The sequence below is a fragment of the Micromonospora noduli genome (assembly GCF_003264475.1).
Classification (GTDB): Bacteria; Actinomycetota; Actinomycetes; order Mycobacteriales; family Micromonosporaceae; genus Micromonospora; species Micromonospora noduli.
This window is the reverse complement of record NZ_PYAC01000011.1, coordinates 1-26,990: the sequence shown is the minus strand read 5'-3', so window position 1 is coordinate 26,990 and position 26,990 is coordinate 1. Positions and strand designations below refer to the sequence as shown.

The 26,990-nt window shown below is 71.6% G+C and carries 24 protein-coding genes; 5 read left to right on the top strand and 19 right to left on the bottom strand.

Annotated features, from left to right (window positions below):
- Positions 1-597 precede the first annotated feature (597 nt).
- On the bottom strand, positions 598-2,136 hold the full coding sequence (locus MED15_RS14295; RefSeq protein ID WP_112604459.1) for a replication-associated recombination protein A: 1,539 nt from the start codon (positions 2,134-2,136) through the stop codon (positions 598-600).
- Between the two features lie 74 nt (positions 2,137-2,210).
- Positions 2,211-2,432, bottom strand: coding sequence for a hypothetical protein (locus MED15_RS14290; protein WP_112584563.1), 222 nt, complete (start codon positions 2,430-2,432; stop codon positions 2,211-2,213).
- Between the two features lie 140 nt (positions 2,433-2,572).
- On the opposite strand from MED15_RS14290, the gene MED15_RS14285 reads away from it, so the two are divergent.
- Positions 2,573-3,313, top strand: a complete 741-nt coding sequence (locus MED15_RS14285; protein ID WP_112584562.1) for a GNAT family N-acetyltransferase — start codon at positions 2,573-2,575, stop codon at positions 3,311-3,313.
- 40 nt (positions 3,314-3,353) lie between these two features.
- On the opposite strand, the gene MED15_RS14280 is transcribed toward MED15_RS14285, so the two are convergent.
- The 4 genes from MED15_RS14280 to aspS form a co-directional block, all read right to left on the bottom strand.
- Entirely contained in the window at positions 3,354-4,640 is a 1,287-nt protein-coding gene (locus MED15_RS14280) for an MFS transporter (protein ID WP_112735899.1), read from the bottom strand.
- Between the two features lie 55 nt (positions 4,641-4,695).
- The gene (locus tag MED15_RS14275; protein ID WP_112584560.1) at positions 4,696-5,295 is read right to left on the bottom strand and encodes a winged helix-turn-helix domain-containing protein; all 600 of its coding nucleotides are present in this window, start codon (positions 5,293-5,295) and stop codon (positions 4,696-4,698) included.
- Between the two features lie 67 nt (positions 5,296-5,362).
- Positions 5,363-6,175: an SDR family oxidoreductase gene (locus tag MED15_RS14270; RefSeq protein WP_112735897.1), complete on the bottom strand. Its 813-nt coding sequence runs from the start codon at positions 6,173-6,175 to the stop codon at positions 5,363-5,365.
- A 97-nt stretch (positions 6,176-6,272) separates the two neighbouring features.
- Positions 6,273-8,078, bottom strand: coding sequence for an aspartate--tRNA ligase (gene aspS / locus MED15_RS14265; RefSeq protein WP_112584558.1), 1,806 nt, complete (start codon positions 8,076-8,078; stop codon positions 6,273-6,275).
- Between the two features lie 154 nt (positions 8,079-8,232).
- On the opposite strand from aspS, the gene MED15_RS14260 reads away from it, so the two are divergent.
- On the top strand, positions 8,233-8,967 hold the full coding sequence (locus tag MED15_RS14260) for a DUF998 domain-containing protein (RefSeq protein ID WP_091401843.1): 735 nt from the start codon (positions 8,233-8,235) through the stop codon (positions 8,965-8,967).
- A gap of 87 nt (positions 8,968-9,054) precedes the next feature.
- Here MED15_RS14260 and MED15_RS14255 read toward each other — a convergent pair whose 3' ends face one another.
- On the bottom strand, positions 9,055-10,101 hold the full coding sequence (locus MED15_RS14255) for a S1 family peptidase (protein WP_112584557.1): 1,047 nt from the start codon (positions 10,099-10,101) through the stop codon (positions 9,055-9,057).
- Positions 10,102-10,438: 337 nt separating this feature from the next.
- Positions 10,439-10,915, bottom strand: a complete 477-nt coding sequence (locus tag MED15_RS14250; protein ID WP_112735895.1) for a winged helix-turn-helix transcriptional regulator — start codon at positions 10,913-10,915, stop codon at positions 10,439-10,441.
- A gap of 55 nt (positions 10,916-10,970) precedes the next feature.
- Between MED15_RS14250 and MED15_RS14245 the strand changes: the two genes are divergently transcribed.
- Complete coding sequence (locus MED15_RS14245) at positions 10,971-11,477, top strand: PaaI family thioesterase (RefSeq protein WP_112584555.1); 507 nt, start codon at positions 10,971-10,973, stop codon at positions 11,475-11,477.
- 135 nt (positions 11,478-11,612) lie between these two features.
- On the opposite strand, the gene MED15_RS14240 is transcribed toward MED15_RS14245, so the two are convergent.
- The 3 genes from MED15_RS14240 to MED15_RS14230 form a co-directional block, all read right to left on the bottom strand.
- A complete protein-coding gene (locus tag MED15_RS14240) occupies positions 11,613-12,554 on the bottom strand; it encodes an acyl-ACP desaturase (RefSeq protein ID WP_181518646.1) in 942 nt (313 codons plus the stop codon).
- Positions 12,555-12,625: 71 nt separating this feature from the next.
- Entirely contained in the window at positions 12,626-13,954 is a 1,329-nt protein-coding gene (gene hisS / locus MED15_RS14235; RefSeq protein ID WP_112584554.1) for a histidine--tRNA ligase, read from the bottom strand.
- Positions 13,955-14,027: 73 nt separating this feature from the next.
- A complete protein-coding gene (locus MED15_RS14230; RefSeq protein WP_091401834.1) occupies positions 14,028-14,738 on the bottom strand; it encodes an MBL fold metallo-hydrolase in 711 nt (236 codons plus the stop codon).
- A gap of 270 nt (positions 14,739-15,008) precedes the next feature.
- Between MED15_RS14230 and MED15_RS14225 the strand changes: the two genes are divergently transcribed.
- Positions 15,009-15,893 (top strand): peptidylprolyl isomerase, encoded by an 885-nt coding sequence (locus MED15_RS14225; RefSeq protein WP_091401832.1) that lies wholly within the window; start codon positions 15,009-15,011, stop codon positions 15,891-15,893.
- Positions 15,894-15,952: 59 nt separating this feature from the next.
- Entirely contained in the window at positions 15,953-16,795 is an 843-nt protein-coding gene (locus MED15_RS14220) for a peptidylprolyl isomerase (RefSeq protein ID WP_112584553.1), read from the top strand.
- 96 nt (positions 16,796-16,891) lie between these two features.
- Here MED15_RS14220 and MED15_RS14215 read toward each other — a convergent pair whose 3' ends face one another.
- The 8 genes from MED15_RS14215 to ruvC all read right to left on the bottom strand — a co-directional run bounded on the left by MED15_RS14215 (position 16,892) and on the right by ruvC (position 26,405).
- Positions 16,892-19,414: a RelA/SpoT family protein gene (locus tag MED15_RS14215; protein ID WP_112735893.1), complete on the bottom strand. Its 2,523-nt coding sequence runs from the start codon at positions 19,412-19,414 to the stop codon at positions 16,892-16,894.
- Between the two features lie 197 nt (positions 19,415-19,611).
- Positions 19,612-20,178 (bottom strand): adenine phosphoribosyltransferase, encoded by a 567-nt coding sequence (locus MED15_RS14210; RefSeq protein WP_112584551.1) that lies wholly within the window; start codon positions 20,176-20,178, stop codon positions 19,612-19,614.
- A gap of 78 nt (positions 20,179-20,256) precedes the next feature.
- Positions 20,257-21,456: a protein translocase subunit SecF gene (gene secF / locus MED15_RS14205; RefSeq protein WP_112735891.1), complete on the bottom strand. Its 1,200-nt coding sequence runs from the start codon at positions 21,454-21,456 to the stop codon at positions 20,257-20,259.
- Between the two features lies 1 nt (position 21,457).
- Positions 21,458-23,371, bottom strand: coding sequence for a protein translocase subunit SecD (secD, locus tag MED15_RS14200; protein WP_181518593.1), 1,914 nt, complete (start codon positions 23,369-23,371; stop codon positions 21,458-21,460).
- Between the two features lie 273 nt (positions 23,372-23,644).
- Positions 23,645-24,001 carry a preprotein translocase subunit YajC gene (yajC, locus tag MED15_RS14195; RefSeq protein WP_112584548.1) on the bottom strand — a complete coding sequence of 119 codons (357 nt, stop codon included), beginning with the start codon at positions 23,999-24,001 and terminating at the stop codon, positions 23,645-23,647.
- 122 nt (positions 24,002-24,123) lie between these two features.
- Entirely contained in the window at positions 24,124-25,191 is a 1,068-nt protein-coding gene (gene ruvB / locus MED15_RS14190) for a Holliday junction branch migration DNA helicase RuvB (RefSeq protein ID WP_112584547.1), read from the bottom strand.
- Positions 25,192-25,278: 87 nt separating this feature from the next.
- The gene (gene ruvA / locus MED15_RS14185) at positions 25,279-25,881 is read right to left on the bottom strand and encodes a Holliday junction branch migration protein RuvA (RefSeq protein WP_091401818.1); all 603 of its coding nucleotides are present in this window, start codon (positions 25,879-25,881) and stop codon (positions 25,279-25,281) included.
- Positions 25,878-26,405, bottom strand: a complete 528-nt coding sequence (gene ruvC / locus MED15_RS14180) for a crossover junction endodeoxyribonuclease RuvC (protein ID WP_112584546.1) — start codon at positions 26,403-26,405, stop codon at positions 25,878-25,880. The genes ruvA and ruvC overlap by 4 nt, the downstream gene beginning before the upstream one ends.
- Positions 26,406-26,990: the final 585 nt, after the last annotated feature.

The window sequence follows — 26,990 nt, the reverse complement described above, 5'->3', positions numbered from 1 at the left end:
GGCCGCCGGGCGCGTCGGGTGCCGGACGAGGCCCCTGCGGGCCGGCCGGGCCACTACCGCCCGGGCGAGCAGCGGGTGGCGACTGTGGTACGGCAGCGCGGGCGCCGGGCACCGGCTGCACGCCGCGGCGCGACGGCTGCCCGGGCGCGGGGCCGGCGGCGGGTGGCCGGTTGTCCGGGCGACGACCCGCTGGCGGCGTCTCCCCGGGCCAGGGCCCGTCGACCGGTCGACGGGCGGCGGCACCGCCCGGTTCACTCTGGGGCGGGGCCGGCGGCGCCGAGGACTCCGGCGCACCGCCGCGCGCACCGGCCGGCTCTCCCGGCGTACGCGGGATGGGCTGTGCCGGCGGTCCGGCCGGGTCTGCCGGCGGCATGCCCCCGCGGGGCCGGTTCGGCTCCGCCGGTGCGCCGTCCGGGCCCAGCTCGGTGCGTTGCTGCTTGGCCGAACGCAGGTCGTCGATCCAGCCGAACTCCTCGCCGGCGACCGGCGCCTCCGGCTCGGGCTCAGCCGGCCGGCCGCGACCCCAACGGCGGGTCTTGGCGCGGGGATCGCGCCGCTCGTCCGGGCCCTCGTCCGGGCGGTCCCCACCACGCGATCTCACTGTTGACCCTCTCCTGCGGCGTCGGTGCCGCTGTCCTGCATCGTGCCGGGGGCACCCGTGCCCGTCGTCGGACGGGCGACCCCCGGGGATAGCGCTGGCGCGGTCTGCGCCGTTACGGACGGCTCGGCTGTCGGCGTCTGCGGGCGCGCGGCCGGAGCCGGCAGGCCACGCACGATCCGGCGCAGCAGCGGCAACCGGCTGGCCACCGATCGCTCCGCGCCGTGCGGGCTGGGCTGGTAGTAGTCGGTGCCCACCAGGTCGTCCGGGACGTACTGCTGGGTGACCACGCCGCGCTGGTCGTCGTGCGGGTAGCGGTAACCGGTCCCGTGGCCCAACCCTCGGGCGCCGGCGTAGTGCGCGTCGCGCAGCCCTCGCGGCACCGGGCCACCGCGACCGGCCCGGACGTCGGCGATCGCGGCGCCGATGGCGGTGGTGGCCGAGTTCGACTTGGGCGCGGTGGCCAGGTGGATCACCGCCTGGGCGAGGTTGAGCTGCGCTTCGGGCAGCCCGACGTACTCGACCGCGTGCGCGGCGGCGGTCGCCACGCTCAGCGCACTGGGATCGGCCATGCCCACGTCCTCGCTGGCGAAGATGACCAGGCGACGGGCGATGAACCGGGCGTCCTCACCGGCGACCAGCATGCGGGCCAGCCAGTGCACCGCCGCGTCCACGTCCGAGCCGCGCATGCTCTTGATGAAGGCGCTGACCACGTCGTAGTGGGCGTCGCCGTCGCGGTCGTAGCGCACCGCCGCGACGTCGACGGCCTGCTCGGCGGTGGCGAGGTCGATCCGCCCGCCGCCGAGGGCCGTGGCGGAGGCCGCCGCGGCCTCCAGGGCGGTGAGTGCCTTACGGACGTCACCGGCGGCCAGCCGGACCAGGTGATCCTCGGCCTCGGTGGTCAGGGCCAGGGCGCCGTCCAGGCCACGCTTGTCGGCGACCGCGCGGCGCAGCAGGCCCCGCACCGCCTCGTCGTCCAACGGTTGCAGGGTGAGCAGCACGCACCGCGACAGCAGCGGTGAGATGACCGAGAAGTACGGGTTTTCGGTGGTGGCCGCCAGCAGGGTGACAGTGCGGTCCTCGACGGCGGCGAGCAGCGAATCCTGTTGGGTCTTGCTGAACCGGTGCACCTCGTCGATGAACAGCACGGTCTGCGGGCCGCCGGAACGGCGCTGACGGCGAGCCGCCTCGATCACCGCCCGGACGTCCTTCACGCCGGCGGAGAGCGCCGACATGGCCACGAAGCGGCGATCGGTGGCCCCGGCCACCAGGTGCGCGATGGTGGTCTTGCCGCTGCCCGGCGGGCCCCAGAGGATCACCGACATCGGCGCCCCGCCGGAGACCAGTTGCCGCAGGGGTGCGCCGGGAGCGAGCAGGTGCTCCTGCCCGACCAGCTCGTCGAGGGTCACCGGGCGCATCCGGACGGGCAGGGGCGAATCGTCGGCCACCGCGGTGAAGCCGTCGACACCGGCGGGACCGTCGGGCGCGCTACGCGACCCGGCGGGTTCACCGAGGGAGAAGAGGGCGTCGGACTCCATCACGAAGACAGTACCGGGCCGGGCCCACGACGCCGGAATCGCGCCGCAGGCCCGCCACCGGTGATCGGTTCCGGTCAGCCACGCCCGGGGCGACGGCCCCGGTACCAACGGCCACCGCCACCGCCGCCGCCGCCGCGCGGGCCACTGCCCACGCCGGCCAGGTAGAGCGAGAGCAGGAGCAGTCCGATGAGCACGAGGGTGTTCCAGTTGAACAGGTCGGGTGCGCCGAAGTTGGTGTCGAGCAAATCGATGAGCAGGGCGAAGCCGAAGACAATCGCGGCCAGGATGGCGAGCATGTCGGTCCTCCGGTGGGGGTTCCCAGTAGGTCGGCGCGTGATGTACCCAATCGGTCGACTCGTCAATCTCCACGGTGGAGACGGCCACGCCGCCAGGGCCCGGCGGAGGCAATCAACAGCCGGCTCCTAGGCTGGACCGCATGATCATCCACGACCGGGTGCTCCAGGACCGGAGCGCCGTCCTGGCCGCCGTCGGCCATCACCCGTTCGCCCGGCACGCGCTCGGGCGGGCCGTGCCGGCGCGCGCGTACCAGCGTGATGGCGCCGTGCTGTGGTTGGTGCCGCCGGAGTACGGACCGGCTGGCTGCGCGATCGGCCCGGCCGAACCGGCGCTGGAGATCTGTGTCGCGCTCGCCGCCGACGGAATGCTCCAGCCCGGACAGCGGCTGCACCTGCCTCGACACGATCGCGGTCGGCTGGTCGACCGGCTGGCGGTGGCCGAGCACAGCGACTGGGACTTCCACTGGACCGACACGGTGCCGCCGGCGCAGTCGGACGAGCAGCCGGTGGTACGCCTCACCGACGCCGACCAGCCGGCGCTGGCGGCGCTGGTCGAAGAGTCGTTCCCCAGCAGTACCTCCCGACCGGGCGACCCACGGGTGGTCGACTGGTACGGCATCCGGGCCGGCGACCGGTTGGTGGCGTGCGGCGCGGACCGCAGCCAGGGTGACATCGGCTTCCTCGCCGGCCTGACCGTCGCCCCCGACCAACGAGGTCGAGGGCTGGGCGCGTCCCTGACCGCGGGGATGACCCGGGCGCTACTGGCGCGCCACGACATGGTTGGGCTCGGCGTCTACACGCACAATGTCGCCGCGGGGCGGCTCTACCGTCGGCTCGGCTACACCAACACCCTCCCGCTCAGCTCGATCCGCCTCGCCTGACCGGCAGTAAGGGGCCCCTCGCGGACAAGGGGCCCCCTCCTCAACGGTCCGCGGCGGAAACCGGAACCGCTGTCGGCCCGACGGCCGGGGCGGCCCGACGCCCGGCCAGCCAGGCGGGCAGGTAGAGCGGGGCGGCGACGGCCAACACCACAGCACCGACCACCATCGCGGTGCTGACGCTGGTGGCGGCGGCGAGCGCGGTGAGCACCACCCCGCCGAGCGCGCCGGCCGGCTGCGCCATCATCGAGTTCAGCGAAAGCACGCTGGTCCGGTACGGGCCGTCGACCTGCCGGTGCAGCAGCCCACTGTGCAACGGGTTGGACGCGCCGTGCACGGCGTAGCAGGCCAGGTAGGCCACCAGCACGCCGACCGGCCCGGCGAACAACCCCATCCCGACCACCGTCACGCCCTGGAGGATGCGCAGCAGGGCCGCACCCGGCGCGGCGCCGAACCAGCGCAGCAGCAGTGGGGTCAGTGCCGCGCCGGCGGCCGAGGCGAGCCAGGCGGCCGAGTTCGCCGGCCCGAGCAGCGCCGCGGCGCGTTCCGGGTCGCCGATCACCTCGGCGAGCCGTACCGGCAGCAGCGACTCGAAGGTGACCATGCCGAAGCCCCAGAACAGCTCGACGGCCACCAACGCCAGCAGCACCCGGGAACGACGCAGCAGGCCGACGGCCTGGCCGATCATCCGGGGCGCCTGGACCACCGAGGCCCGGAGCGCCGCGAACCCCGTGGCCGGACGCTCCTCGACCAGCAGCACGACCAGCGCGACGAGCGCCGACGCCTGCGCGACGATGGCGGCCAACACGGGCACCGTCAGCGCGCTGACCGGCCCGATCGGACCGAGCGCGATGAGACCACCGCTGAGCAGCGCGCCACCGGCGATGGCCCCACCGATGACGGTGCCGGCGTAGCCGAGACCGCGCTCGTACTCGGCCTCCGGGTCGGCGGCCAGGGTGGCGTCGACGTACCAGGACTCCAACGGGCCGCTGTCCAACGCCCGGTAGATGCCCTGCAGAGCCCAGACCACGAAGAACAGCACGAACGAGTCGGCCACCGCGAACAGCGCCAGCGAGGCGAGGTTCAGCACCCCGGCGGCGAGCAGCACCGGTCGACGGCCGAGGGCGTCGGCGAACCCGCCGGTGGGCAACTCCAGCGCCAGCACCAGCAGCCCCTGCGCCGTGGAGACCAGGCCGATCTGCGGCAGCGACAGGCCGCGCTCCTGCATCAGCAGGATCATCACCGGGATCATCAGACCCGTGGGCAGCCAGCGCAGACCGTAGAGCGTGAGGTAACGACGCCGAACCTGGCGTACGGTCAGCGCGCTCACGACGACACCTCCGTTCGCGACTGCGGGGCTCGCAAACCCGGCTCACTCCTCGCGCTCACCAGCGCTCGTCCAGACGCGGGAAACCGGCCAGGAACACGTGCACGGGTTTGACGTCCGGGGCGTCGGTCACGGCTTCGTCGCGGTAACGCATCAACACCGCCCAGAGGTCGTCGCTGAGAGCACGTAGCCGGTCCGGGTCGAGCGGCAGCACCAGGTCACTCATCCCGGCGGCGTCGCGCCAGGCCGGAGACTGGTGGTGCTCGACGGCCATCCAGCGCTCGGCCAGCTCACCCATCAGCCGCACCTGGTCGGCTTGGATCCACTGCACGGCGGCGCGGGTATCCGGGTCTTCGTCGAAGTCGGTGGGGTCGAAGTGACTCATGTCGTGCGCTGCCTGCCACCAGCGCTGCCGACTGGTGCCCCGGTCGGGGTCCTCGGCCACGAGCCCCACCTCGGCGAGTTGCCGCAGGTGGTAGCTGGTCGCGCCGGTGTTGGTGCCCAACTTCTCGGCGAGGGCCGTCGCGGTCGCCGGACCGTCGATGCGCAGCGAGCCGAGCAGCCGCATCCGCAGTGGGTGGGCCAGCACGCGAACCTGCCGGCCGTCCAGATCGACGCGCCGTGGCTCGGTGCGGCCGTCGGGCGGGGGGGTCTCCATGACTGCACACTATCTCTGCACACTTCCTATGCACAAGAGTTATGCATGGGAAGTGTGCATGTGCCGCTCAGCTGGCGAGGAGTTCGCGTACCCCGCGCAGCCGGGTGCGTAGCAGGGCGGCGGCGCGCGCGGAGTCGAGGCGTACGTCCAGGGGACGGACCAGGCCGCTGGTTGCGCTGGTGGTGGTCCTCAACCCCGCCGCGGCCAGGCCGTACCGCTCGGCGACCAGCAGGCCCAGCTCGGCCCGGCTGACCGCGTCCGGGCCCGCCACGTTGAGCAGACCGGAGTACGTCGAGGCGGCCAACTCCAGCACGGCGTCGGCCAGGTCAGTCACGTCGATCGGGCAGCGCAGTTCGTCGCTGAACAGGGTGGCCCGGCCGGCGAGCGCGTCCCGGCAGAGCTGGATCTGCTTACTCCCCTCCCCCACGATCAGGGAGGTCCGCACCAGTGCAGCGCCCGGGTCGATCGCCCGTACGGCGGTCTCGGCCGCCGCCTTCGCGGCACCGTACGCGTGCACCGGCGTGGGTGGTTCGTCGTCGGTGTACGGCACGGGTCGTCCGGCGTGCAGCGCGTCGCTGGACACGTGCACCAGCCGGGCACCCACCTCGGCGGCGGCGAGCGCCACGTGCGCTGCCCCGTCGGCGGTGACCGCCCAGTCCCCGTACCGATAGGGGGTCCCGACCACGGCGTCCGGCCGCACCTCGGCGACCAGCGCACGCACGGCGGACCGGTCGGTCACGTCCAGCCGCCGTGCCGCGACTCCCGGCACATCGATCTCACCGGAGTGAAACGTCCCGACCATCGACCACCCGGCGCTGACGCCCCGCCGACAGACCGACCGCCCGAGTAACCCACTACCCCCGACAACAAGCACCCGCATCCCAGCCCACTCCCCCACTGACGATCAAGAGGTTTGCGTCATCTCGCGGGGCGATGATGACGCAAACCTCTTGATCAACCAAGCAGGAGCGGGGGGGTCAGACCGGGTCTGCTACCGGGGCTGCGGGGCCGGCCGTTCCGGTGTGGGCCGTTGCGGCGGGCTTGGGCTTGGCGTCGATGCCGGCCTCGGTGCGCTGCTGGGCGGTGATCGGGGTGGGTGCACTGGTCAGCGGGTCGAAACCACCCCGGGTCTTCGGGAAGGCGATGACCTCACGGATGGAGTCCGCGCCGGCGAGCAGCATGCAGACCCGGTCCCAGCCGAAGGCGATACCGCCGTGCGGCGGCGCGCCGTACTTGAACGCCTCCAGCAGGAAGCCGAACTTGTCCTGCGCCTCCTCGGGAGTGATGCCGAGCAGGTCGAAAACCCGCTTCTGCACGTCACCCCGGTGGATACGGATCGACCCGCCGCCGATCTCGTTGCCGTTGCAGACGATGTCGTACGCGTACGCCAGGGCCCGGTCCGGAGCCTCCTCGAACCGGTCGACCCACTCCGCGTTCGGCGAGGTGAACGGGTGGTGCACTGCCGTCCAACCACCCTCGTCCGTGCGCTCGAACATCGGCGCGTCGACCACCCAGCAGAACGCCCAGGCGCTCTCGTCGATCAGGCCGGACCGCTTGGCGATCTCGACCCGGGCCGCCCCGAGCAGCTCCTGCGCCTCCCGGGTGGTGGCGCTCGCGGCGAAGAAGACCGCGTCACCCGGCTTGGCGCCGACCGCGTCGGCGAGCCCGCCCAGGTGCTCGGCGGAGAGGTTCTTCGCCACCGGGCCGCGCGCGTCGCCGGTCTCGGCGTCCAGCACCACGTACGCCAGGCCGCGCGCGCCACGCGCCTTCGCCCAGTCCTGCCAGCCGTCCAGCTCCTTGCGGCTCTGCGCCGCGCCTCCCGGCATCACGACCGCGCCGACGTAGCCGCCCGCGTCGATCGCCCCGGCGAAGACCCGGAACTCGGTGCCGCGCAGGTACTCGGTCAGCTCGGTCAGCTCGACGCCGTAGCGCAGGTCCGGCTTGTCCGAGCCGTACCGGGCCATCGCGTCGTGCCAGGTGATCCGCGGGATCGGTCCGGTGATCTCATGCCCGGCCAGGTTCTTCCACAGCGTCGAGACGATCGCCTCGCCGAGGTCGATCACGTCGTCCTCGGTGACGAACGACATCTCGATGTCGAGCTGGGTGAACTCCGGCTGCCGGTCGGCGCGGAAGTCCTCATCGCGGTAGCAGCGGGCGATCTGGTAGTACCGCTCCATGCCACCGACCATCAGCAGCTGCTTGAACAGCTGCGGCGACTGCGGCAGCGCGTACCAGCTGCCGGGCTGGAGCCGCACCGGCACCAGGAAGTCGCGGGCGCCCTCCGGCGTCGAGCGGGTCAGCGTCGGCGTCTCGATCTCCAGGAAGTCCCGCTCGTGCAGCACACCCCGGGCGAGCTGGCTGGCGCGCGAGCGCAGCCGCAGCGCGTTCGCCGGGCCGCTGCGGCGCAGGTCCAGGTAGCGGTACCGGAGTCGAATGTCGTCGCCGGCCTCGATCTGGTCGTCCACCGGCAGCGGCAGCGGCGCCGCCTCGGAGAGCACCTCCAGCTCGACGACGGTCACCTCGACCTCGCCGGTGGGCAGCTCCGGGTTCTCGTTGCCGGCTGGGCGGCGGGTCACCTCGCCGACGACCTTCACGCAGAACTCGTTGCGCAGCGCGTGCGCATCTTCCTCGCGGAACACCACCTGGACAACACCGGAACCATCGCGCAGGTCGACGAAGATGACCCCGCCGTGGTCGCGGCGGCGGGCCACCCAGCCGGCGAGCGTCACCGTCGAGCCGGCGTCCGCGGCGCGCAGGCTTCCGGCATTGTGGGTACGGATCACGGCTGGCAACTCCTCATCGTGGAACAGTCCTCACCCGCATTCTGTCAGGGGTGGCAGCCCCGCCTCCGGGCACCCGGCAGGCCGGCACGATTCGCTGGTGGGGTGGACCGGCGAACCCGACTCCCCCGGCAGCCGCACCGGTTAACGTGGCGAAATGCGGCCCGTACCGAACTGGGCCGTCGCCACGGCGGCGGCGGCGCCCGTGCTGCTGGTGGCCGGTTGGACGGTGGCGCAGGCCCGACAGCCCGTCGGGTACGACCCGGTCCGGGACACCATCAGCGAGCTGGCCGGACAGGACGCCACCGACGCCTGGATCATGGTGGTGGCCCTGGTGCTGCTCGGCTGCTGTTACCTGTCGGTCGCCGCCGTCCTGCACGCGGCCGGGCTGCCCAGCCGCTTCCTGCTCGCGATCGGTGGTGTGGCCACCATCGCGCTGGTCGCCTTTCCCCGGCCGCCGGTCGGCGGTTCGCTCAGCCACGGGGTCGCGGCGACGGTGGCCGTCCTCGCCCTGGTGCTCTGGCCGGCCGGCTCGGCACTGCGGCTGCCGCGCGGTCACGACACCGAGCACCCCACTCGACCGGAGCCGCCCTGGGCGTTCCGCCGGGCGGTGGGGCTGAGCACCACGCTCGTGCTGCTCGCGCTCTTCGGCTGGTGCGCGTTCGAGGTGACCAGTGGGTCCCGCACCGGGCTGGCCGAGCGGGTGACGGCGGTGGCGGTCTCCCTCTGGCCGCTGCTGGCGGTCCTCTCCGCCCGGCGGGCGCACCTCGCCTGGTCGACCGGCGGCACCGTACGCGTCGGCCCTGACCTGCCGACGATCGGAGTCGTACCCCCGGATCCCCTCGGACCACCGAGCGGGCCCACTCCCGGGCGCCCCGACCGACTGCCGTGAGTCGTCGCCCGGTGACGGCGGGTCCGGTGGCCGTCAACGCGACGCGGGCCGCCGGAAGGTTCCGGCGGCCCGCGAGCGGTGCGTGGATCAGAAGACGCTGACGCCGTAGCGGCTGAGCGCCTCGGTGACCGGCTGGAAGAAGGTCGTGCCACCGGTGCGGCAGTTGCCGCTACCACCGGAGGTCAGACCCAGGGCGGTGCCGCCGGCGAACAGCGAGCCGCCGCTGTCGCCCGGCTCGGCGCAGACGTTGGTGCGGATCAGACCGGAGACCGAGCCCTCGGCGTAGTTCACAGTGGCGTTGGTCGCGTTCACCGAGCCGCTGCGCAGGCCGGTGGTGCTGCCGGAGCGCTGCACCGACTGGCCGACGGAGGCGTTGCCGGCACCGGTGATGTCCCGGAAGCTGCCGTTGTAGAGGGAGACGTTGCCGGCGGCGTTGGCCGAGTTGTTGTGCCGCACGATGCCGTAGTCGTTGCCCGGGAAGCTGGTGCCGGTACGGGAACCGAGCAGCGAGGTCTGGGCGGAGTTCGAGTACCAGCTGGCCGAGATGTTCGTGCAGTGCCCGGCCGTCAGGAAGTAGTAGGTGCTGCCACTGCGCACGTTGAAGCCGAGCGAGCAGCGCCCGCCCCCGCCGGCGTAGATGGCCTGGCCGCCGGAGATCCGGGTGCTCAGCACGCCCGCCTCGGCCTCGACCCGGACCGCGCCGTTGGCCCGCGCGGCGGCGGCCTTGACCCGCTCCAGCTTGGCCCCGGTGACGGTGCTGTCGACGGAGACGACGACCTGGTTGGTGACCGGGTCACTCCACCAGGCGGTGCCCGGGATCTTGGCGGAGCGCTCCAGCTCGGCCGTGGCCCGGTTGAGCTCGGCGGCGCCGCGGGTGACGTAGCGGACGACGGCGCCGGCCTTGCTCGCCTTGCTGGCGGCGGCCGCGTCGGTCACCGTGACGACGGATTTGCCGCTGGCGTCGATGTACGAGCCGGCGGAGCGGTCGCCGAGTTCCGCGGAGATCGCGGCGGCGGCGTCGGGCGACGCGGCAGGAGCGGCCTGGGCGGGCGCGCCGATGAGCGAGCCGACGACCAGGGTTCCGGAAACGGCGACTGTGGCCGCAACGCGGAATGAGGACCTCGTGGGTCGCATGTAACAAACCTCCTGGGCGGGGGAGCGGGTCTGCCGGGGGCGGCTGACCCGAGGGCAACGCGGCCGATCTGGGGAAACCGGCCGGCTGAGACTGAAGTATTCACATACTTAAGATCATTAACAAGGCTTGAATTCGCCCGGATTCACCGATCTCGGTTGGCCACATGGCCGCAACACCCCTGACACGCTGGTGAACAGCCAGCGTCACACCCAACCGACATCCAATCCACATTCGGCGTGCACGATCATCGATGCCTTCCCGCGCCGGGCGTCGGGCGGGCGACGGGGCGTCAGGGTGCGGCGGGCAACGGACGTCCGGGGGTGCGGCGGGCTCGGGTCAGGGGGTACGGCGACGGGCGCCGGGGCCCGGGCTGGGCACCACGTCGCGGGGCCGACCCACGTCGTGTCCGTCGGCGCAGCGCAGTTCGGCGCGCACCTCGGCGCCACAGTCGCGGTGCGTGACACTGAGCGGTGGGCCCTCCGCGTCGGCGAGGTACCGGTCGCCCCAACCGAGGACGGCGACCAGCACCGGCCACAGATCCAGGCCCTTCTCCGTGAGCCGGTACTCGTGGCGCAGCCGACTGCCGGGCTCCCGGTACGGCTCGCGACTCAGCACGCCCTGTTCCACCAGGCTGGCGAGCCGGTTGGTCAGCACCTGACGCGGAATGCCGGTGCGTACCCGCATGTCGTCGAAGCGGCGTACGCCGGTGAACACCTCGCGGAGCACCACCAGGGTCCACCGCTCACCGAGGACCTCCATCGCGCGGGCGATGGTGCAGTTCTCCACTGACCAGTTTAGAGCCGCGGGTCGCATCCGGTTAGGCTAGATCTCGTTGACAGACTCAGCAACCTGCTGCCAGGCTGCGTCCATGACGCAGACGCAGGAACCAGTGCGCAGCCGTACCTTCACCTGGGCGGACCCGTCGGTCAACGCCGCCCAGGTCGGTCGACGCAGCGGCCTGGACATGCTCCGGGCGATGATCGCCGGCGAGTTGGCCGCGCCGCCGGTGATGCACCTTCTCGACATGACCCGGATGGAAGCCGACGAGGGCCGGGTCGTCGTCGAACTGACTCCACAGGAGTTCCACTACAACCCGCTCGGCAGCGTCCACGGTGGCGTGCTCTCGACCCTGCTGGACACGGCCGCCGGGTGCGCCGTGCACACCACGCTGCCCGCCGGCGTTGGCTACACCTCGCTGGATCTCAACGTGAAGTTCCTCCGCCCGGTCACCGTCGACAGCGGCACCCTGCGGTGCGAGGGGACGGTGCTGCAACGCGGCCGCCGTACGGCCCTGGCCGAGGCCCGCATCACCGACGCCACCGACCGCCTGATAGCCCACGCCACCAGCACCTGCCTGATCCTCCCCCTCCCCTAACCCCGACTCCACTTCCTCCCCCACCCCCGCCCTCGCTGCGGTGATCAAGGGGTTTGCGTCAGGAAACCGGCCTCCGGTGACCGAAACCTCTTGATCAACGCGAGCAAGGGGGGTGGGGTGGGGGGTGGGGGGGTTCTAGCGGAGGGCTAGGCGGGCGGCTCGGGCGTCGCGCTTCTCCTCGAAGCGGCTCGCGGCGCGGTCCAGGTTCTCCAGCTGGGCGGCGAGCTGCTCGCGGGCGGCCTCGCCGTCGGCGTTGAGGCCGGTCACGTTGAAAACGTCCCACTGACGCAGGACCGGCTGCAGCACCTCGTCGCGGTGCTGGCGCAGGTCGTAGATGCCGGCCAGGGCGATCGCCACCGACTTGCGGGCGAATCCGTCGATGCCGCTGCCCGGCATCTGGAAGTCGGCCACCACGTCGGCGACGGCCCGCATGGCCTGACTCGGAGCCAGCTCGAACGCGGCCGCGAGCAGGTTGCGGTAGAAGACCATGTGCAGGTTCTCGTCGGCGGCCACCCGGGCCAGCAGCGCCTCGCAGGTGGGGTCGCCGGTGGCCTTGCCGGTGTTGCGGTGCGAGATCCGGGTGGCCAGCTCCTGGAACGAGACGTACGCCAGCGAGTGCAGCACCTCGTCGCCGTGGGCGTTGGTGTAGCCCTCCGACATGTGCGTCATCCGGGCCCGCTCCAACGCCACCGGGTCGACCGCCCGGCTGACGGTCAGGTAGTCGCGGATCGCGACGCCGTGCCGCCCCTCCTCGGCGGTCCACCGGTGCACCCAGGTGCCCCACGCGCCGTCGCGACCGAACAGGGTGGCGATCTCGTGGTGGTACGAGGGCAGGTTGTCCTCGGTCAACAGGTTCACGATCAGCGCCGTGCGGGCCACGTCCGGGATGGTGGAGTCGGTCGGTGACCACGCCTCGCCGCCGAGCGGCCCGTCGAAGGTCCGCCCTTCGCTCCACGGCACGTACTCGTGCGGGAACCACTCCTTGGCGAGCGAGAGGTGGCGGTCCAGGTTGCGTGCGACAACCGGCTCCAACTCGACGAGCAGCGCGGTCTGGCTCACTGTGGTGCTGACGGTCACGAGAAACTCCCTACGGTGGCGTAACTTACGCTACCGTAGGTCCCCGCGGCCGTCAGCGCCAGTGGGGACACTCAACCGACAGTGGGCTTGACGTCCGCCAGGGGTGGCATCCACTCCCCCGCACCGGCCGTGACCTGCTCACCCGAGCGGATGTCCTTCACCTCGTCCGGCGCTCCCTCGGCACCGGGGAACCAGACGTACGGGATGCCCCGCCGCTCGGCGTAGCGGATCTGCTTGCCGAACTTCGCCGCGCTCGGCGACACCTCGGTCGGCACCCCGCGCCGCCGCAGCGCCTCGGCCACCCGGTTGCTGGCCGTACGTTGCTCCTCGCTGGTCACCGCGACGAGCACAGCTGTCGGCACCTCCCGCGAGACCGACAGCTCCCCCGCGCCGAAGAGCAGACCGAGCAGCCGGGTCACCCCGATCGAGATCCCCACCCCCGGGTACGAGACGGTGCCGGCGCTGGCCAGGTTGTCGTACCGGCCGCCGGAGCAGATCGAACCGAAGCGCTCGTAGCCGCGCAGCTGGGTCTCGTAGACGGTGCCCGTGTAGTAATCCAGTCCACGGGCGATGCGCAGGTCCGCCACGCAGAGGCCGGGCGAGTGCTCGGCGGCGGTGTCCACCACCCGGACCAGCTCCTCGATGCCCTCGTCGAGCAGCGGGTCACTCACCCCGAGCGCCCGGACGGCGTCGGCGAACGAGGCGTCCGGGGCGGAGATCTCGGCCAACGCCAGGCACGCCTTGGCCTGCGCCTCGCTCGCCCCGGCGGTCTGGGCCAGCAGCTCGGCCACCTTCGCCGGGCCGATCTTGTCGAGCTTGTCCACGGCGCGCAGCGCCGCCTCCGGGTCGGTCAGCCCGATGCCCCGGTAGAAACCCTCGCAGATCTTGCGGTTGTTGACCTGGATCGTCACCGGTGGGATCGGCAACGAGCGCAGCGCGTCCCCGATGACCAGCGGCATCTCCGCCTCGTGGTGCGCGGCGAGGGTGTCCCGGTCGACGATGTCGATGTCGGCCTGGACGAACTCCCGGTAGCGGCCCTCCTGCGGCCGCTCGCCCCGCCACACCTTCTGGATCTGGTAGCGGCGGAACGGGAAGCTCAGCTTGCCGGCGTTCTCCAGCACGTACCGGGCGAACGGCACGGTCAGGTCGAAGTGCAGGCCGAGCTGGTCGTCACCACCGGCACCCTCGGCGTCGGCGTGCAGCCGCCGGATCACGTAGACCTCCTTCGAGGTCTCGCCCTTGCGCAGCAGCTGGTCCAGCGGCTCCACGGCGCGGGTCTCCAGCGGCGCGAAGCCGTACAGCTCGAAGGTGGCCCGGATCTTGTCGAGCACGAACTGCTCGATCATCCGCTGGCCGGGGGTCCACTCCGGGAAGCCGGAGATGGGCGTGGGCTTGCTCATCGGCGTACTCCTTGCGGTTCCGCACCGGTGGCGCGGTGGTGTCGTGGGTCCGCGCGCGGCGCGGACAGAAGATCTAGAGGCCCCGGGTGGGGGCGGCCGGCGACGTGCCAGCCACCTCGATGAGGTACGGGTTGCTGGCGCGCTCGCGGCCGATGGTGGTGCTGGGGCCGTGACCGGGCAGCACGACGGTGTCGTCGGCCAGCGGAAGAATCTTGTCGCGCAGGCTGGTGAGCATGGCTGGCATGCTCCCGCCCGGCAGGTCGGTGCGGCCGATCGACCCGGCGAAGAGGACGTCACCGGAGAGGCACAGCTCGTCAGCCTCCCAACTCGACCCGGCGCCCGGCAGCCGGAACAGCACCGACCCGCCGGTATGGCCCGGGGCATGGTCGACGGCGATCTCCAGGCCGGCGAGCGTGAGGGTGGCGCCGTCGGTCAACTCCGCCACGTCGTCCGGCTCGGTGTAGCTCAGCCGGCCGCCGAAGAGCGACGTCAGGTCGGTCGAGAGGCCCTTGGACGGGTCGGCCAGCATCTCCCGGTCACCGGGGTGCACGTACGCGGTGATGCCGCGCGCGCCGCAGACCGGCGCGACCGAGAAGGTGTGGTCGAGGTGTCCGTGGGTGAGCAGCACGGCGGCCGGATGCAGGCGGTGCTCGGCGAGCAGCGCGTCGAGCTGGTCGAGCACCCCGATGCCGGGGTCGACCACCACGCACTGCTCCCCCGGCGCGGTGGCAACCACGTAGCAGTTGGTGCCGAAGGCGTCCGCGGGAAAGCCGGCCACGAGCACGGGCACTGTCCTTTCCGTCGAGCAGCTGTCGTCCTGCACAGCAGCCTATCGGGCGGGCCGAGCGAGTTTGCCGCGTCCGTCCCACGCGCCCCGTAGGGCACAGTGACAACCTCCGATAAGCGCTGCTCGGCACGGGGTGGACCTCGTACACCACATTCCCAGTCACTAGCCGTACACTCTGGCGGGCGTGTGGCGCGGCACACGTGACGCCCGGACGGGCCGGGGCGACCGGCCGCCGGCGACGACCAGGTAGAGGAAAGGGGAGCACGGGTGGCTTCCAGCAGGGACCGGCAGCGCAAACTGGCGCGGGCCAAGCTCGACCGGCAGTTGGCTCGCCGGGCCGCCTCGACGCGGCGCCGACGGCAGATCCAGGCCGGAGTTGGCGCCGCTCTGATCCTCGTGTTGGTCGTGGCCGGCTCAGCCTGGGCGCTCGGGGCGTTCGACTCCGACCCGAAGCAGAACACGGCCGCGGAGGAGACCTGCCTCTGGACGCCGCAGGACGCGACGGCCAACACCAACCTCAAGGACGTCGGCACGCCGGCCACCAAGGATCTGCCCACCGACGGCACCCGGGCGATGACCGTGACCACCAACCAGGGCGCGCCGATCACCGCGGAACTGAACCTGACCAACTCCCCGTGCGCGGCCGCGAGCATCGCCCACCTGGCGAGCCGGTCGTTCTACGACAACACCAAGTGCCACGAGATCACCGCCGAGGGCGCGCTGCGCTGCGGCGACCCCAGCGGCACGGGTCTTGGTGGGCCGACCTACTCGTTCTACGACGAGGAGTTGCCGACCGTGCCGTCGGCGTCGCCGTCGGCCAGTCCGGCCCCCGGCCAGCCGCCGACGTACCCGAAGGGCACGGTGACCATGGTCTCCAACCCGCCGGGCAGCAACGGCAGCCAGTTCCTGATCTTCTTCAAGGACTTCACCACCGCCGACCCGAAGTACCCGGTCATCGGCCGGGTGACCGGCGGGCTGGACGTGGTGGAGAAGATCGGCGCCCTCCCGACCGTGGACAATGGGACCGGGGCGAAGGTCAAGCCCAGCACCGATGTGACGATCCAGAGCCTCACGGTCGGTGAGCCGGTCACCGGTGCGGCACCGGCTCCCTCGGCCTCCGGCACCCCGGCCAGCAGCCCGAGCGCCGGCTGACCGGGCGCCACCACCCACCCAAGCGGCACCCAGCAGCAGACAGCCAGGAGGATCCAGGCGTGACGTCCACCAGAGAGCGGCAGCGCGCGGCGGCACGCGCCCGGCTCGAGAAGGAGATGGCCGAGCGCGCGGCCAAGGCCCGCAAGCGCCGGCAGACGACGGCGATCGTCAGCGCGGCTGCCGCGCTGGTGCTCGTGGTCGCCGGCACCGTCTGGCTGGCGGTGAGCCTCGGCGGCGACGACGACAACAAGAGCGACACCGCCGCGCCGGCGGCGGGCGCGGCCGAGTGCGCGTACACCGCGCTGCCCACCGAGCAGCGGCCCCCGCAGATCAAGGACGTGGGGGTGCCGAGCAACCAGCAGTCCGCCAAGGGCGTCCAGACCATGACGCTCGACACCAACCTCGGCCCGATCACCGCGAAGGTTGACCGGTCGCTGGTGCCGTGCACGGCGGGCAGCTTCACCCACCTCGCGGAGAAGAACTTCTTCGACAACACCAAGTGCCACCGGATGGTGACCGAGGGCATCAAGGTGTTGCAGTGCGGTGACCCCAGCGCCACCGGCAACGGCTGGCGCCCCACCGACGGCCAGGGCGGCCCGAGCTACCGCCTGCCCGAGGAGAACCTGCCCACCGACAAGCGCCCGCCGTACCCGGAGGGTGTCATCGCGATGGCCAACTCCGGCCAGCCGGGCAGCACCGGCAGCCAGTTCTTCATCGTCTACGGCGACTCGCCGCTGGACGCGACGTACACGGTGCTCGGCACCGTCACCGGCGGTCTGGACATCGTCAAGGACGTGGCCAAGGCCGGCGACGACGGTGCCTTCGCCCCGCAGCCCGGTGGTGGGCACCCGAAGAAGGAGCTCATCATCAAGGACCTCACGATGAGCAACCCGCAGGGCTGACCCCCGCGCGCACGACGAAGCGCCCGCCGGCTGAGCCGGCGGGCGCTGTCGTGTTCTCGGGGTACGCGTCGAGCCGCGGAACCGAGCCGGTGGGCGTCAGGCCCCGGAGGTGACCCGGTAGGCGTCGAAGACGCCGTCGACCTTGCGGACCGTTGCCAGCAGGTGGCCCAGGTGCTTCGGGTCGGCCATCTCGAAGCTGAACCGGCTCACCGCCACCCGGTCGCGGGTGGTGGTGACGGTGGCGGAGAGGATGTTGACCCGCTCGTCGGAGAGCACCCGGGTGACGTCGGCCAGCAGCTTGTGCCGGTCCAGAGCCTCGACCTGTATGGCGACCAGGAACGTCGACGCGGAGGTGAGCTTCCAGCTCACCTCGACGACCCGCTCGCTCTGCGCGCGCAGGTCCTCGGCGTTGGCGCAGTCGTCGCGGTGCACGCTCACCCCGCCGGAGCGGGTGACGAAGCCGAACACCGAGTCCGGTGGGACCGGTGTGCAGCAGCGGGCCAGCTTGATCCAGACGTCGCTGACGCCCCGGACCACCACGCCCGGGTCGCTACTGCTCTGCCGGCTGCGCGGAGGCCGGGTGGCGACGGCGGTCTCGGCGATGTCCTCCGCCGCGCCCTCCTCGCCGCCGTACGCGGCCATCAGTTTCTGCACCACCGACTGCGCGGAGACCTGGCTGTCGCCGACCGCCGCGTAGAGCGAGGCCACGTCGGCCAGGTGCAGGTCCCGGGCGATCGACATGAGCGCGTCGGAGGTGAGCATCCGCTGCAGGGGCATGCCCTGCTTGCGCATCGCCTTGACGATCGCGTCCTTGCCGGCCTCGATCGCCTCCTCGCGCCGCTCCTTGTTGAAGTACTGCCGGATCTTCGTGCGGGCGCGCGGGCTCTTGACGAAGCCCAGCCAGTCCTGCGTCGGGCCGGCCGTCTCGGACTTCGACGTGAAGATCTCGATCACGTCGCCGTTGGACAGCGTCGACTCCAGCGGCACCAGCTTGCCGTTGACCCGCGCCCCGATGCACTTGTGCCCCACCTCGGTGTGCACCGCGTACGCGAAGTCCACAGGTGTCGACCCGGTCGGCAGCGGGATGACGTCACCCTTCGGGGTGAAGACGTACACCTCCTGGCTGGACAGGTCGAAGCGCAGCGCGTCCAGGAACTCGCTCGGGTCGGCCGCCTCACGCTGCCAGTCGAGCAACTGCCGCAGCCAGGTCATCTCGTCGATGTGCGCCGGCGGGCCGACGATCTGAGTGCCCTTGTGCTCCTTGTACTTCCAGTGCGCGGCGATGCCGAACTCCGCGGTGCGGTGCATCGCGTACGTGCGGATCTGCATCTCCACCGGCTTGCCGGTGGGCCCGATGACCGTCGTGTGCAACGACTGGTACATGTTGAACTTGGGCATTGCGATGTAGTCCTTGAACCGGCCCGGCACCGGCTGCCAGTTGGCGTGGATGACCCCCAGCGCCGCGTAGCAGTCCCGAACCGTGTCGACCAGGATCCGCACACCCACCAGGTCGTAGATGTCGTTGAAGTCACGACCCCGCACGATCATCTTCTGGTAGATCGAGTAGAGGTGCTTCGGCCGCCCGGTGGTCTCCGCCTTGATCTTGGCGGCCTTCAGGTCGGTCTGCACCTTCTGCGTCACCTGCCGCAGCAGCGCCTCGCGCTGCGGCTGGTGCTCCCCGATCAGCCGGTTGATCTCCTCGTAGCGCTTCGGGAAGAGAGTGCCGAAGGACAGATCCTCCAGCTCCCACTTGATCGTGTTCATACCGAGCCGGTGCGCCAGCGGCGCCAGGATCTCCAGCGTCTCCTTGGCCTTCTGCTCCTGCTTGGGGCGGGGCAGGAAGGTCAGGGTCCGCATGTTGTGCAGCCGGTCGGCCAGCTTGATCACCAGCACCCGCGGGTCCTTGGCCATGGCCACGACCATCTTGCGGATCGTCTCGGCCTTGGCCGCGTCGCCCAGCTTGACCTTGTCGAGCTTGGTGACGCCGTCGACCAGCAGGGCGACCTCGCCACCGAAGTCGGCGCGCATCTGGTCGAGGGTGTACTCGGTGTCCTCGATGGTGTCGTGCAGCAGCGCGGCGACCAGCGTGGTGGTGTCCATCCCCAGGTTGCCGAGGATCGTCGCCACCGCGAGCGGGTGGGTGATGTAGGGGTCACCGGACTTGCGGTACTGCCCGGAGTGCCACCGCGCGGCCGTGTCGAAGGCGCGCTGGAGCAGCCGGGCGTCCGCCTTGGGGTGGTTGTCCCGGTGGCTGGCGATGAGCGGCTCCAGCACCTCGCTGACCTGAGAGGTCTGCCAGGGCGCGTTGAACCGGGCCAGCCGGGCCCGGACCCGCCGGCCGGTGGGCGCGTTGGACAACCCGAAGCCACCACTGGGCGACGGGTCGTTGCCGGCGTCGGTCGGGAACGGCACCACGACACCATCGGCGCCGGGAGGCGCCTCGGCGCTCGGCGGGCCGCTGGTCGGACGCACCGCGCTCTCGCCGGGAGCCCTGCCGGAGCCGTTGCCGGTGCCCGTCACCCGGGCCGGCGCGTCGCCTGTCCGGTCGGTCACCGAGCCGTCAGCGTCGCCTGTCGGGTGCACCGTGCCCTCCGCCGGAGGGACGACATCGTGGGACACCGGCCTCCTCACCGCTCGCCGGAAACACGCCGGCCGAAGATCGGCCGACCTGGTCTCGCTCGCCGGACGGGGTACCGCCGGCGTCAGCAAAGGGCAATGCTACCCGCACGGACGGTCCCCTGCCGCTCCGCCGGACGGTCGGCGCCGGGTCCATCCGACAGGTCTGGGATCAAACGGTCAGCGGAGTATGGACCGGTTCAAACAGTCAACAGGGCGTGGACGGGACGCGGCGTCAGTCGCTCACGCCCACCCAGGAAGCCGAGCTCCAGCAGCACGGTGAAGCCGGTGACGGTGCCGCCGGCCCGCTCGACCAGGTCCAGCGTCGCCTCGGCGGTGCCACCGGTGGCCAGCACGTCGTCGACCACCAGCACCCGGTGCCCGGCGGTGAAGGCGTCCTCGTGCACTTCGAGGGTGGCCTCGCCGTACTCCAACTCGTAGGACACCGAGTGCGCCGGGCGGGGCAGCTTGCCGGCCTTGCGCACCGGCACCACACCCACGCCGGTCGCGTACGCGATGGCCGCCGCGACGACGAACCCGCGCGCCTCGATGCCGACCACCACGTCGAAGGCGTCCCGCCCGTGGTACTCGACGATCCCGTCGATCACCTCACGGAAGACCTTGCCGTCGGCGAACAGTGGCATCAGGTCCTTGAACATGACGCCGGGCTTGGGAAAGTCGGGCACGTCCAGCACCCGACTGGCGACCAGTCGGGCGACCTCCGGGCCACTGTCCCCGCGCGCTGCGGTGCTGTGGGTCTCCGTCACGGCTGTTTCGCTCTCCTTCAACGACGAACGGCGTCCGGCAACAGCATGCCGGACGCCGTTCGGGTGTTTCCTGTCGGGTCAGCGCCGCTTGGCGCCACCCGGCCGGTTGCCGCCGCCACCCGGGCGACCGCCCCGGGCACCGGTGGGCCGCTTGCCCGCCGGCCGAGCGCCCACCTTGGGGGCGGCACCGGCCAGCGCGGCGGCGTCCGGGTCGACCGGCTCGTCGGTCGCGTCGGCCTGGGTCACCGGGCTCGCGGCAGCACCCTTACCGGTGACCTCGCCGCGGCCGACCGCGCCCCGCCGGGTCAGGACGCGCTTGTTGTGCGCCTGGATCCGCGGGTCGTAGTTCTTCAACAGCGCCAGCAGCGGGGTGGCCACCAGGATGGAGGTCAGGAACGCCACCGCCATACCGACGAACAGCACCAGACCGAGGTCCTTCAGCGTGCCGGCGCCGAGCAGGCCGGCACCGATGAAGAGCAGACCGCCGACCGGCAGCAGGGCGACCACCGAGGTGTTCAACGACCGCATCAGGCTCTGGTTGATGGCCAGGTTGGACGCCTCGGCGTACGTCTGGTTGTTGTTGGCCGTGATGCCCCGGGTGTTCTCCTGGACCTTGTCGAAGACCACCACCACGTCGTAGAGCGCGAAGCCCAGAATGGTGAGGAAGCCGATGATCGTCGACGGGGTGACCTCGAAGCCGACCAGCGAGTAGATGCCGGCGGTGAGGATCAGGTTCGTGATCAGCGAGGCGACCGCGGCGACGGCCATCCGCCACTCGAAGCGCAGGATCAGGTAGACCATCACCAGCGCGATGAAGATGACCAGACCGAGCAGGGCCCGCTCGGTCACCTGGCTGCCCCAGGCCTCACTGACCTGGTTGTCGCTGATCTGGTCGACGTTGATGCCGAGGTCCTCGGCGATCTGGGCCTTGACCGCGGTCGCCTGCTCGGCGGTGAGCTGCGGCGTGCGCAGCTCGTAGGAGTCGCCCCCCGGACCGCCGACCTTCTGCGTGGTGGCCACCGTGACGCCGGTGTTCTCGGCGGCGAGGGCCGAGTTGACCTCCCGCTCGGCGTCTTCCAGGGTGCCGACGCTGGCCGGCACCTGGAACGAGTTACCGCCGGCGAACTCGATGCCCAGGCTGAACCCACGGATCGAGAAGCTGAGGATCGCGATCAGGACCAGGACCCCGGCGACGCCGAACCAGAGCCTGCGCCGGCCGACGATGTTGAGACCGGCCTCGCCGTTGTAGAGGCGGCTCGCCAGACCGTTTTCAGCCATCTCAGGCCTCCTTGGCGCGCGGGTTGCGGGGCTGAGTCGGCTGGTTGCGGGCCGGGAGTGCCCGGCCCAGACCGCTGACCCGCGGGGACAGGAACGCCCGGGTCCGGGCGAACATCGTCATGATCGGGTGCCGGAAGAGGAACACCACGACCAGGTCCAGCACCGTGGCCAGGCCGAGCGCGAACGCGAAGCCCTTGACCGTGCCGACCGAGACCACGTAGAGCACCACTGCGGAGAGCAGGGTGATCGCGTTGGCCGAGATGATCGTCCGACGGGCCCGGATCCAGGCGCGGGGCACCGCGCTACGCGGGCTGCGCCCCTCCCGGATCTCGTCCTTCAGTCGTTCGAAATAAATGACGAACGAGTCCGCCGCCACACCGAGCGAGACGATCATTCCGGCGATGCCGGCGAGGGTGAGCGTGAAGCCGATCTGCCGGCCGAGCACCACCAGCGCGCCGAAGACCAGCAGCGCGGAGAGGATGAGGCTCAGGAAGATCACCGAGCCGAGCAGCCGGTAGTAGAAGAACGCGTAGATGATGACCAGCAGCATGCCGATGCCCGCCGCGAGCAGACCGGCGCGCAGGTGGCTGGCGCCCAGCGTGGCGGTGACGTTCTGCGCCTCCTGCTGCTCGAAGGTAACCGGCAGCGCACCGTAGCGGAGCTGACCGGCGAGGGTGCTGGCGTCCTTCTGGGTGAAGGTGCCGGTGATCTGGGAGTTGCCGGTCAGCACGCCCTGGATCTCCGGGGAGGAGACGATCTTGTTGTCCAGCACGACGGCCACCCGGCACTTGCCGTCCTGGCCCAGCGCAGTCGCGTCGCAGGCCTGGCCCTCGTTGTTGAACGCCTCACGGGTCAGCGAGGTCCACTTGCCCTGGCCGTCGCCGGTGAAGTCCAGGCTGACCACCCAGGCGTTGGTCTGGTCGAGCACCGCGTCGGCGTCGGACACGTCGGTGCCCTCGACCTTGGCCTGGTCGAGCAGGTACTTCGACGCGCCGTCCTCGCAGGAGACCACCTGCTGCTTCGGGTCGGAGATCGACGCCGGGGGGCGCTGGTCGAGCTGCGCGCAGCTGATCGTCGGCACGTTGAACTGCATCTGCGCCGGCAGCACCGCTACCTCCTGCGGAGACAGCGTGCCGAACGGCTTGAGCTTCTCGGCCAGCGACGGGTCGGCGGTCAGATCGGCCGGGGCCTGCAACCCGTTGGCGGCCTGCCACGCGGCGGCACCGACCTTCTGCTCGACGACCTTGCGCTGCTGCTCGACATTGGCCGGCACCGGCTCGGCGCTGGCGCTGGGCGCGGCGGCGCTCGGCGAGGCCGTGGCGGACGCGGAGGGAGTCGGCGTGGCGCTGGGCGACGCCGGGGCCATTCCGCCCTGACCGCCGCTGGGCGACGAGGTCACCTTCGGCGAGGCGCTGCCGGTCGGGGTCGCGGCGCCGGTCGGGGTCGCGCTGCCGGTCGGGGCGGCGCTACCGGACGGGGCCGGCGTGGCGGCGGGCGGCGCCTCGGCCACCCCGCTGCCGGAGGCGGCCTTGAGCACCTTGCGGAAGCGCAGCTCAGCCGCTTCGCCCACGTCGTCGAGGTTCCGGTTCTCACCGGGCAGGGAGATGACGATGTTGCGGTTGCCCTCGGTGACCACCTCGGCCTCGGCCACGCCGAACGCGTTGACCCGGCTCTCGATGATCTCGCGGGCCTCCTCGAGGTTCTCCGCCGTCGGGGGCTTGCCGTCGACGCTGTTGGTCGCCTCCAGCGTCACCCGCGTGCCGCCGATGAGGTCCAGGCCGAGCTTGGGCTCGAGCCGGTCCTTCCAGCTGCCGCTGGCGCCGGCGAAGAACACCAAAAGATAGAGGACCACGAAGATGAACCCGAGCACGGCGAGCTGCCGCCCGGGGCGCATCTGTCCCTGAGGTGGTGCCACGGCTGTCCTGTCTCCCTGTACGGTCGCGCCGCTGTCACAGCGGCGGCGGTGTCGGGCCGGGGGTCCCGCCCGACGGGTCTGCCTTGAGCCGACGGAGTGCCGACACGAGGACCGGGCACCCCGGCGCGAAACGCCGACGGTCACGGGAACGTGCCGACGCCCGGCGTCGACCCAACTATCCAGTTTTCACGTCTCGCCCGCTGCCCCGTTCGGGCGCGACGACCCGGAAGCCGGCCGACCGGCCGTACGCCGGACTCGCCGCTCCCCGGGGGGTCACTCCTTGACGGTGTCCGCGTCCTCGGTGACCGGCTCGCTCGGCAGCTCCGCGCGAGTGACCACCCGCGCGATGGCCGGGCGGGCGTAGCGGGTCTGCACGCCGGGGGCGACCTCGATCAGGACGGTGTCGTCCTCGATGCCGGTGACCGTGCCGTAGAGCCCACCGATGGTCACGACCTCGTCGCCGGGGCCGAGGTTGGACTGCATCGCCTCCGCCTCTTTGCGGCGCTTCTGCTGGGGCCGGATCATCATGAAGTACATGACGCCAAAGAGCAGGGCGATCATCAGGATCGGCGTGAAACTGCCGGCCCCGCCACCCGGTGCTGCCAAATGCACGGTTACTGACCTTCCCATTGGCCACCTCCCCGGCACCGTGGGTGCCGGAGCGGAGGCGGATTCTCACGTCCTGTACAGACCGCGGCGAAGTCTAAACCCTGCACCTGAGAACGCCGAATGCGGCACAGATCACGTTCACATCACGGCTGATCGACATCCAAGGAGAACAAGTCGGGCACAGGTGGACTATCCATACCAAATGTACCATTCGGCGGTGTGCGCCCCAGATGCCGCCAGGCGGCCTCGGTCGCCACCCGCCCCCTGGGCGTACGGGCCAAGAGTCCAGCCCGCACCAGGAACGGCTCGCAGACCTCCTCGACCGTGTCCGGCTGCTCCCCCACCGCCACGGCGAGGGTGGACAACCCGACCGGGCCGCCCCGGAACGAGTCGACCAACGCGGTCAACACCGCCCGGTCCAGCCGGTCCAGGCCGAGCGCGTCCACGTCGTACACGATCAGGGCCGCACGGGCGGTGTCGAGATCGACCACCCCGTCCGCCCGGACCTCGGCGTAGTCGCGGACCCGGCGCAGCAGCCGGTTGGCGATCCGCGGCGTGCCCCGGGACCGACCGGCGATCTCGGTCGCGCCCTCCGGCGTGATCGGCACCCCCAGGATCCGCGCCGAACGGTGCAGCAACGTCTCCAGATCCGCAGGGGCGTAGAAGTCGAGGTGCGCGACGAAGCCGAACCGGTCCCGCATCGGCCCGGTCAACAGGCCCGAGCGGGTCGTCGCGCCAACCAGGGTGAACGGCTCGACGTCCAGCGGGATCGCCGTCGCCCCCGGCCCCTTGCCCACCACCACGTCGACCCGGAAGTCCTCCATCGCGCTGTAGAGCAGCTCCTCGGCCGGCCGCGCGATCCGATGGATCTCGTCGATGAAGAGCACGTCGCCCTCGGCGAGGCTGGTCAGGATCGCCGCCAGATCACCGGAACGCTCGATCGCCGGGCCGCTGGTCACCCGGATGCCCGCGCCCAGCTCGGCGGCGACGATGTTGGCCAGACTCGTCTTACCCAACCCGGGTGGGCCGGAGAGCAGGATGTGATCCGGCGGCGACCCCCGCCGCATGGCGCCCTGCAACAACAGGTCGAGCTGGTCGCGTACCCGGTCCTGGGCGATGAACTCGGCCAGCCGCCTCGGCCGTACCGTGGCCTCCGCGTCCCGATCGGCGTCACTGACGTACGCCGAGACGAGCCCCTCGGTCTCGCTCATCGTGCCCTCTTCATTCGCGACTGCGGGGCTCGCAAACCCGGCTCACTATTCGCGCTCATCGTGCCGCCGCCCGTTGCGGCCGGGCGGTCATCGGGTACGACCGAGCAGTCGGATTGCCTGCTTGAGCAGGACCGGCACCGGCGGGGTCTCACCCTCGATCGACTCCGCCACCGCGGCCACCGCCTGATCGGCCTGCCCGGCCGTCCAGCCCAGCCCCACCAGCGCCTGGCGGACCTGGTCGGGCCAGCTGCCGCGGGTCACCCCGGCCACCCCGTCGGCGCCGATCGGCACCGGGCCGATCCGGTCACGTAGCTCCAGCACCAGACGTTCCGCGCCCTTCTTGCCGATCCCGGGTACGCGGGTCAGGGCGGCCGTGTCGGCGTTGGCGATCGCCTTGCGAACCGCGTCCGGGGTGTGCACCGCCAGCACCGCCTGGGCCAGCCGCGGGCCGACCCCACTGGCGGTCTGGAGCAGCTCGAACAGCGACTTGGCGTCGTCGTCGGCGAAGCCGTAGAGGGTCAGCGAGTCTTCCCGCACGATCAAGCTGGTGGCGAGCCGGGCGACCTGGCCGACCCGCAGCTCCGCGAGGGTCCCCGGGGCGCAGTGCACGGCGAGCCCGACCCCGCCGACCTCGATCACGGCCTGGTCCGGACCCGTCGCGGTCACCGTGCCGCGCACGCTGGCGATCATCGTGCTCCTCCTCGTCGTGCCCGGTCAGCCGCGGCGGCCAGCTTGGAGCGGGTCCCGCCGCGCCACACGTGGCAGATGGCCAGGGCCAGCGCGTCGGCGGCGTCCGCCGGCTTCGGCGGCTCGGCCAGCCGCAACAGCCGGGTCACCATGGCGGTCATCTGCGCCTTGTCGGCCTGACCGGACCCGGTCACGGCGGCCTTCACCTCGCTCGGGGTGTACGTCTGCACCGGCAGCCCGGCCCGCGCCCCGGCCAGCACGGCGATGCCGCTGGCCTGCGCGGTGCCCATCACGGTACGAACGTTGTGCTGGCTGAACACCCGCTCGACAGCAACGCTCTCCGGTTGATGCTCGGCGACCAGCTTGTTCAGCGACCGGTCCAGGTGCAACAGGCGCAGCGCCAGGTCGTCGGCCGGGTCGGTGTAGACCACGTAGTAGGCGACCAGGGTGCAGGGCCGGCCGGGCACACCCTCGACCACGCCCACCCCACACCGGGTCAACCCCGGGTCCACACCGAGCACGCGCACGCCGCCCCCTCCCCAGCCGTCAGCAGTACGTGTGTTCGACACCCTAACCGGCGCCCTTCCCACCAGCCCCACGGGACACGCCCTCCGCACCCCGCACCCCGCCCCTCGCCCCTCGCCGTGGCCCAGGCCCCACACCCCAGGCCCATCCCCCGGTCCCCGCACCCACCCCTCGCGCCCCGACCCTCGCGCCGTGCGGCCTCACGCCCATGCCTCACGCCCTGCAGCCGCGACCTCGCGCCTGCGGCCGCACGTTCTGCGACCTCCACGCCCCACGCCCACGCCCGACCTCCACGCCCCCCGGCACAGGCCCCACGCCCCACGGCACAGGCCACAGGCCACAGGCCAAGATCTGCGCAACTTCCCGAATGTTGCTGCCTCCGGCTGAGGAGAGACAGCAACATCCCTGATATTGCGCGGATCTTGACGACGAACACTGTGCCGATTGACCGGGAGCGGCTTTTGGGACGCTCTCGACCGTCAAGGTCACGCTCGATCCAGGATGTAGTGGCCACGACGAGCCGGGATGCCACTACATCCAGGATGTTGCGCGATCTTGCGCTGCGAGGCGGCGCGCGGGGGCGGCGC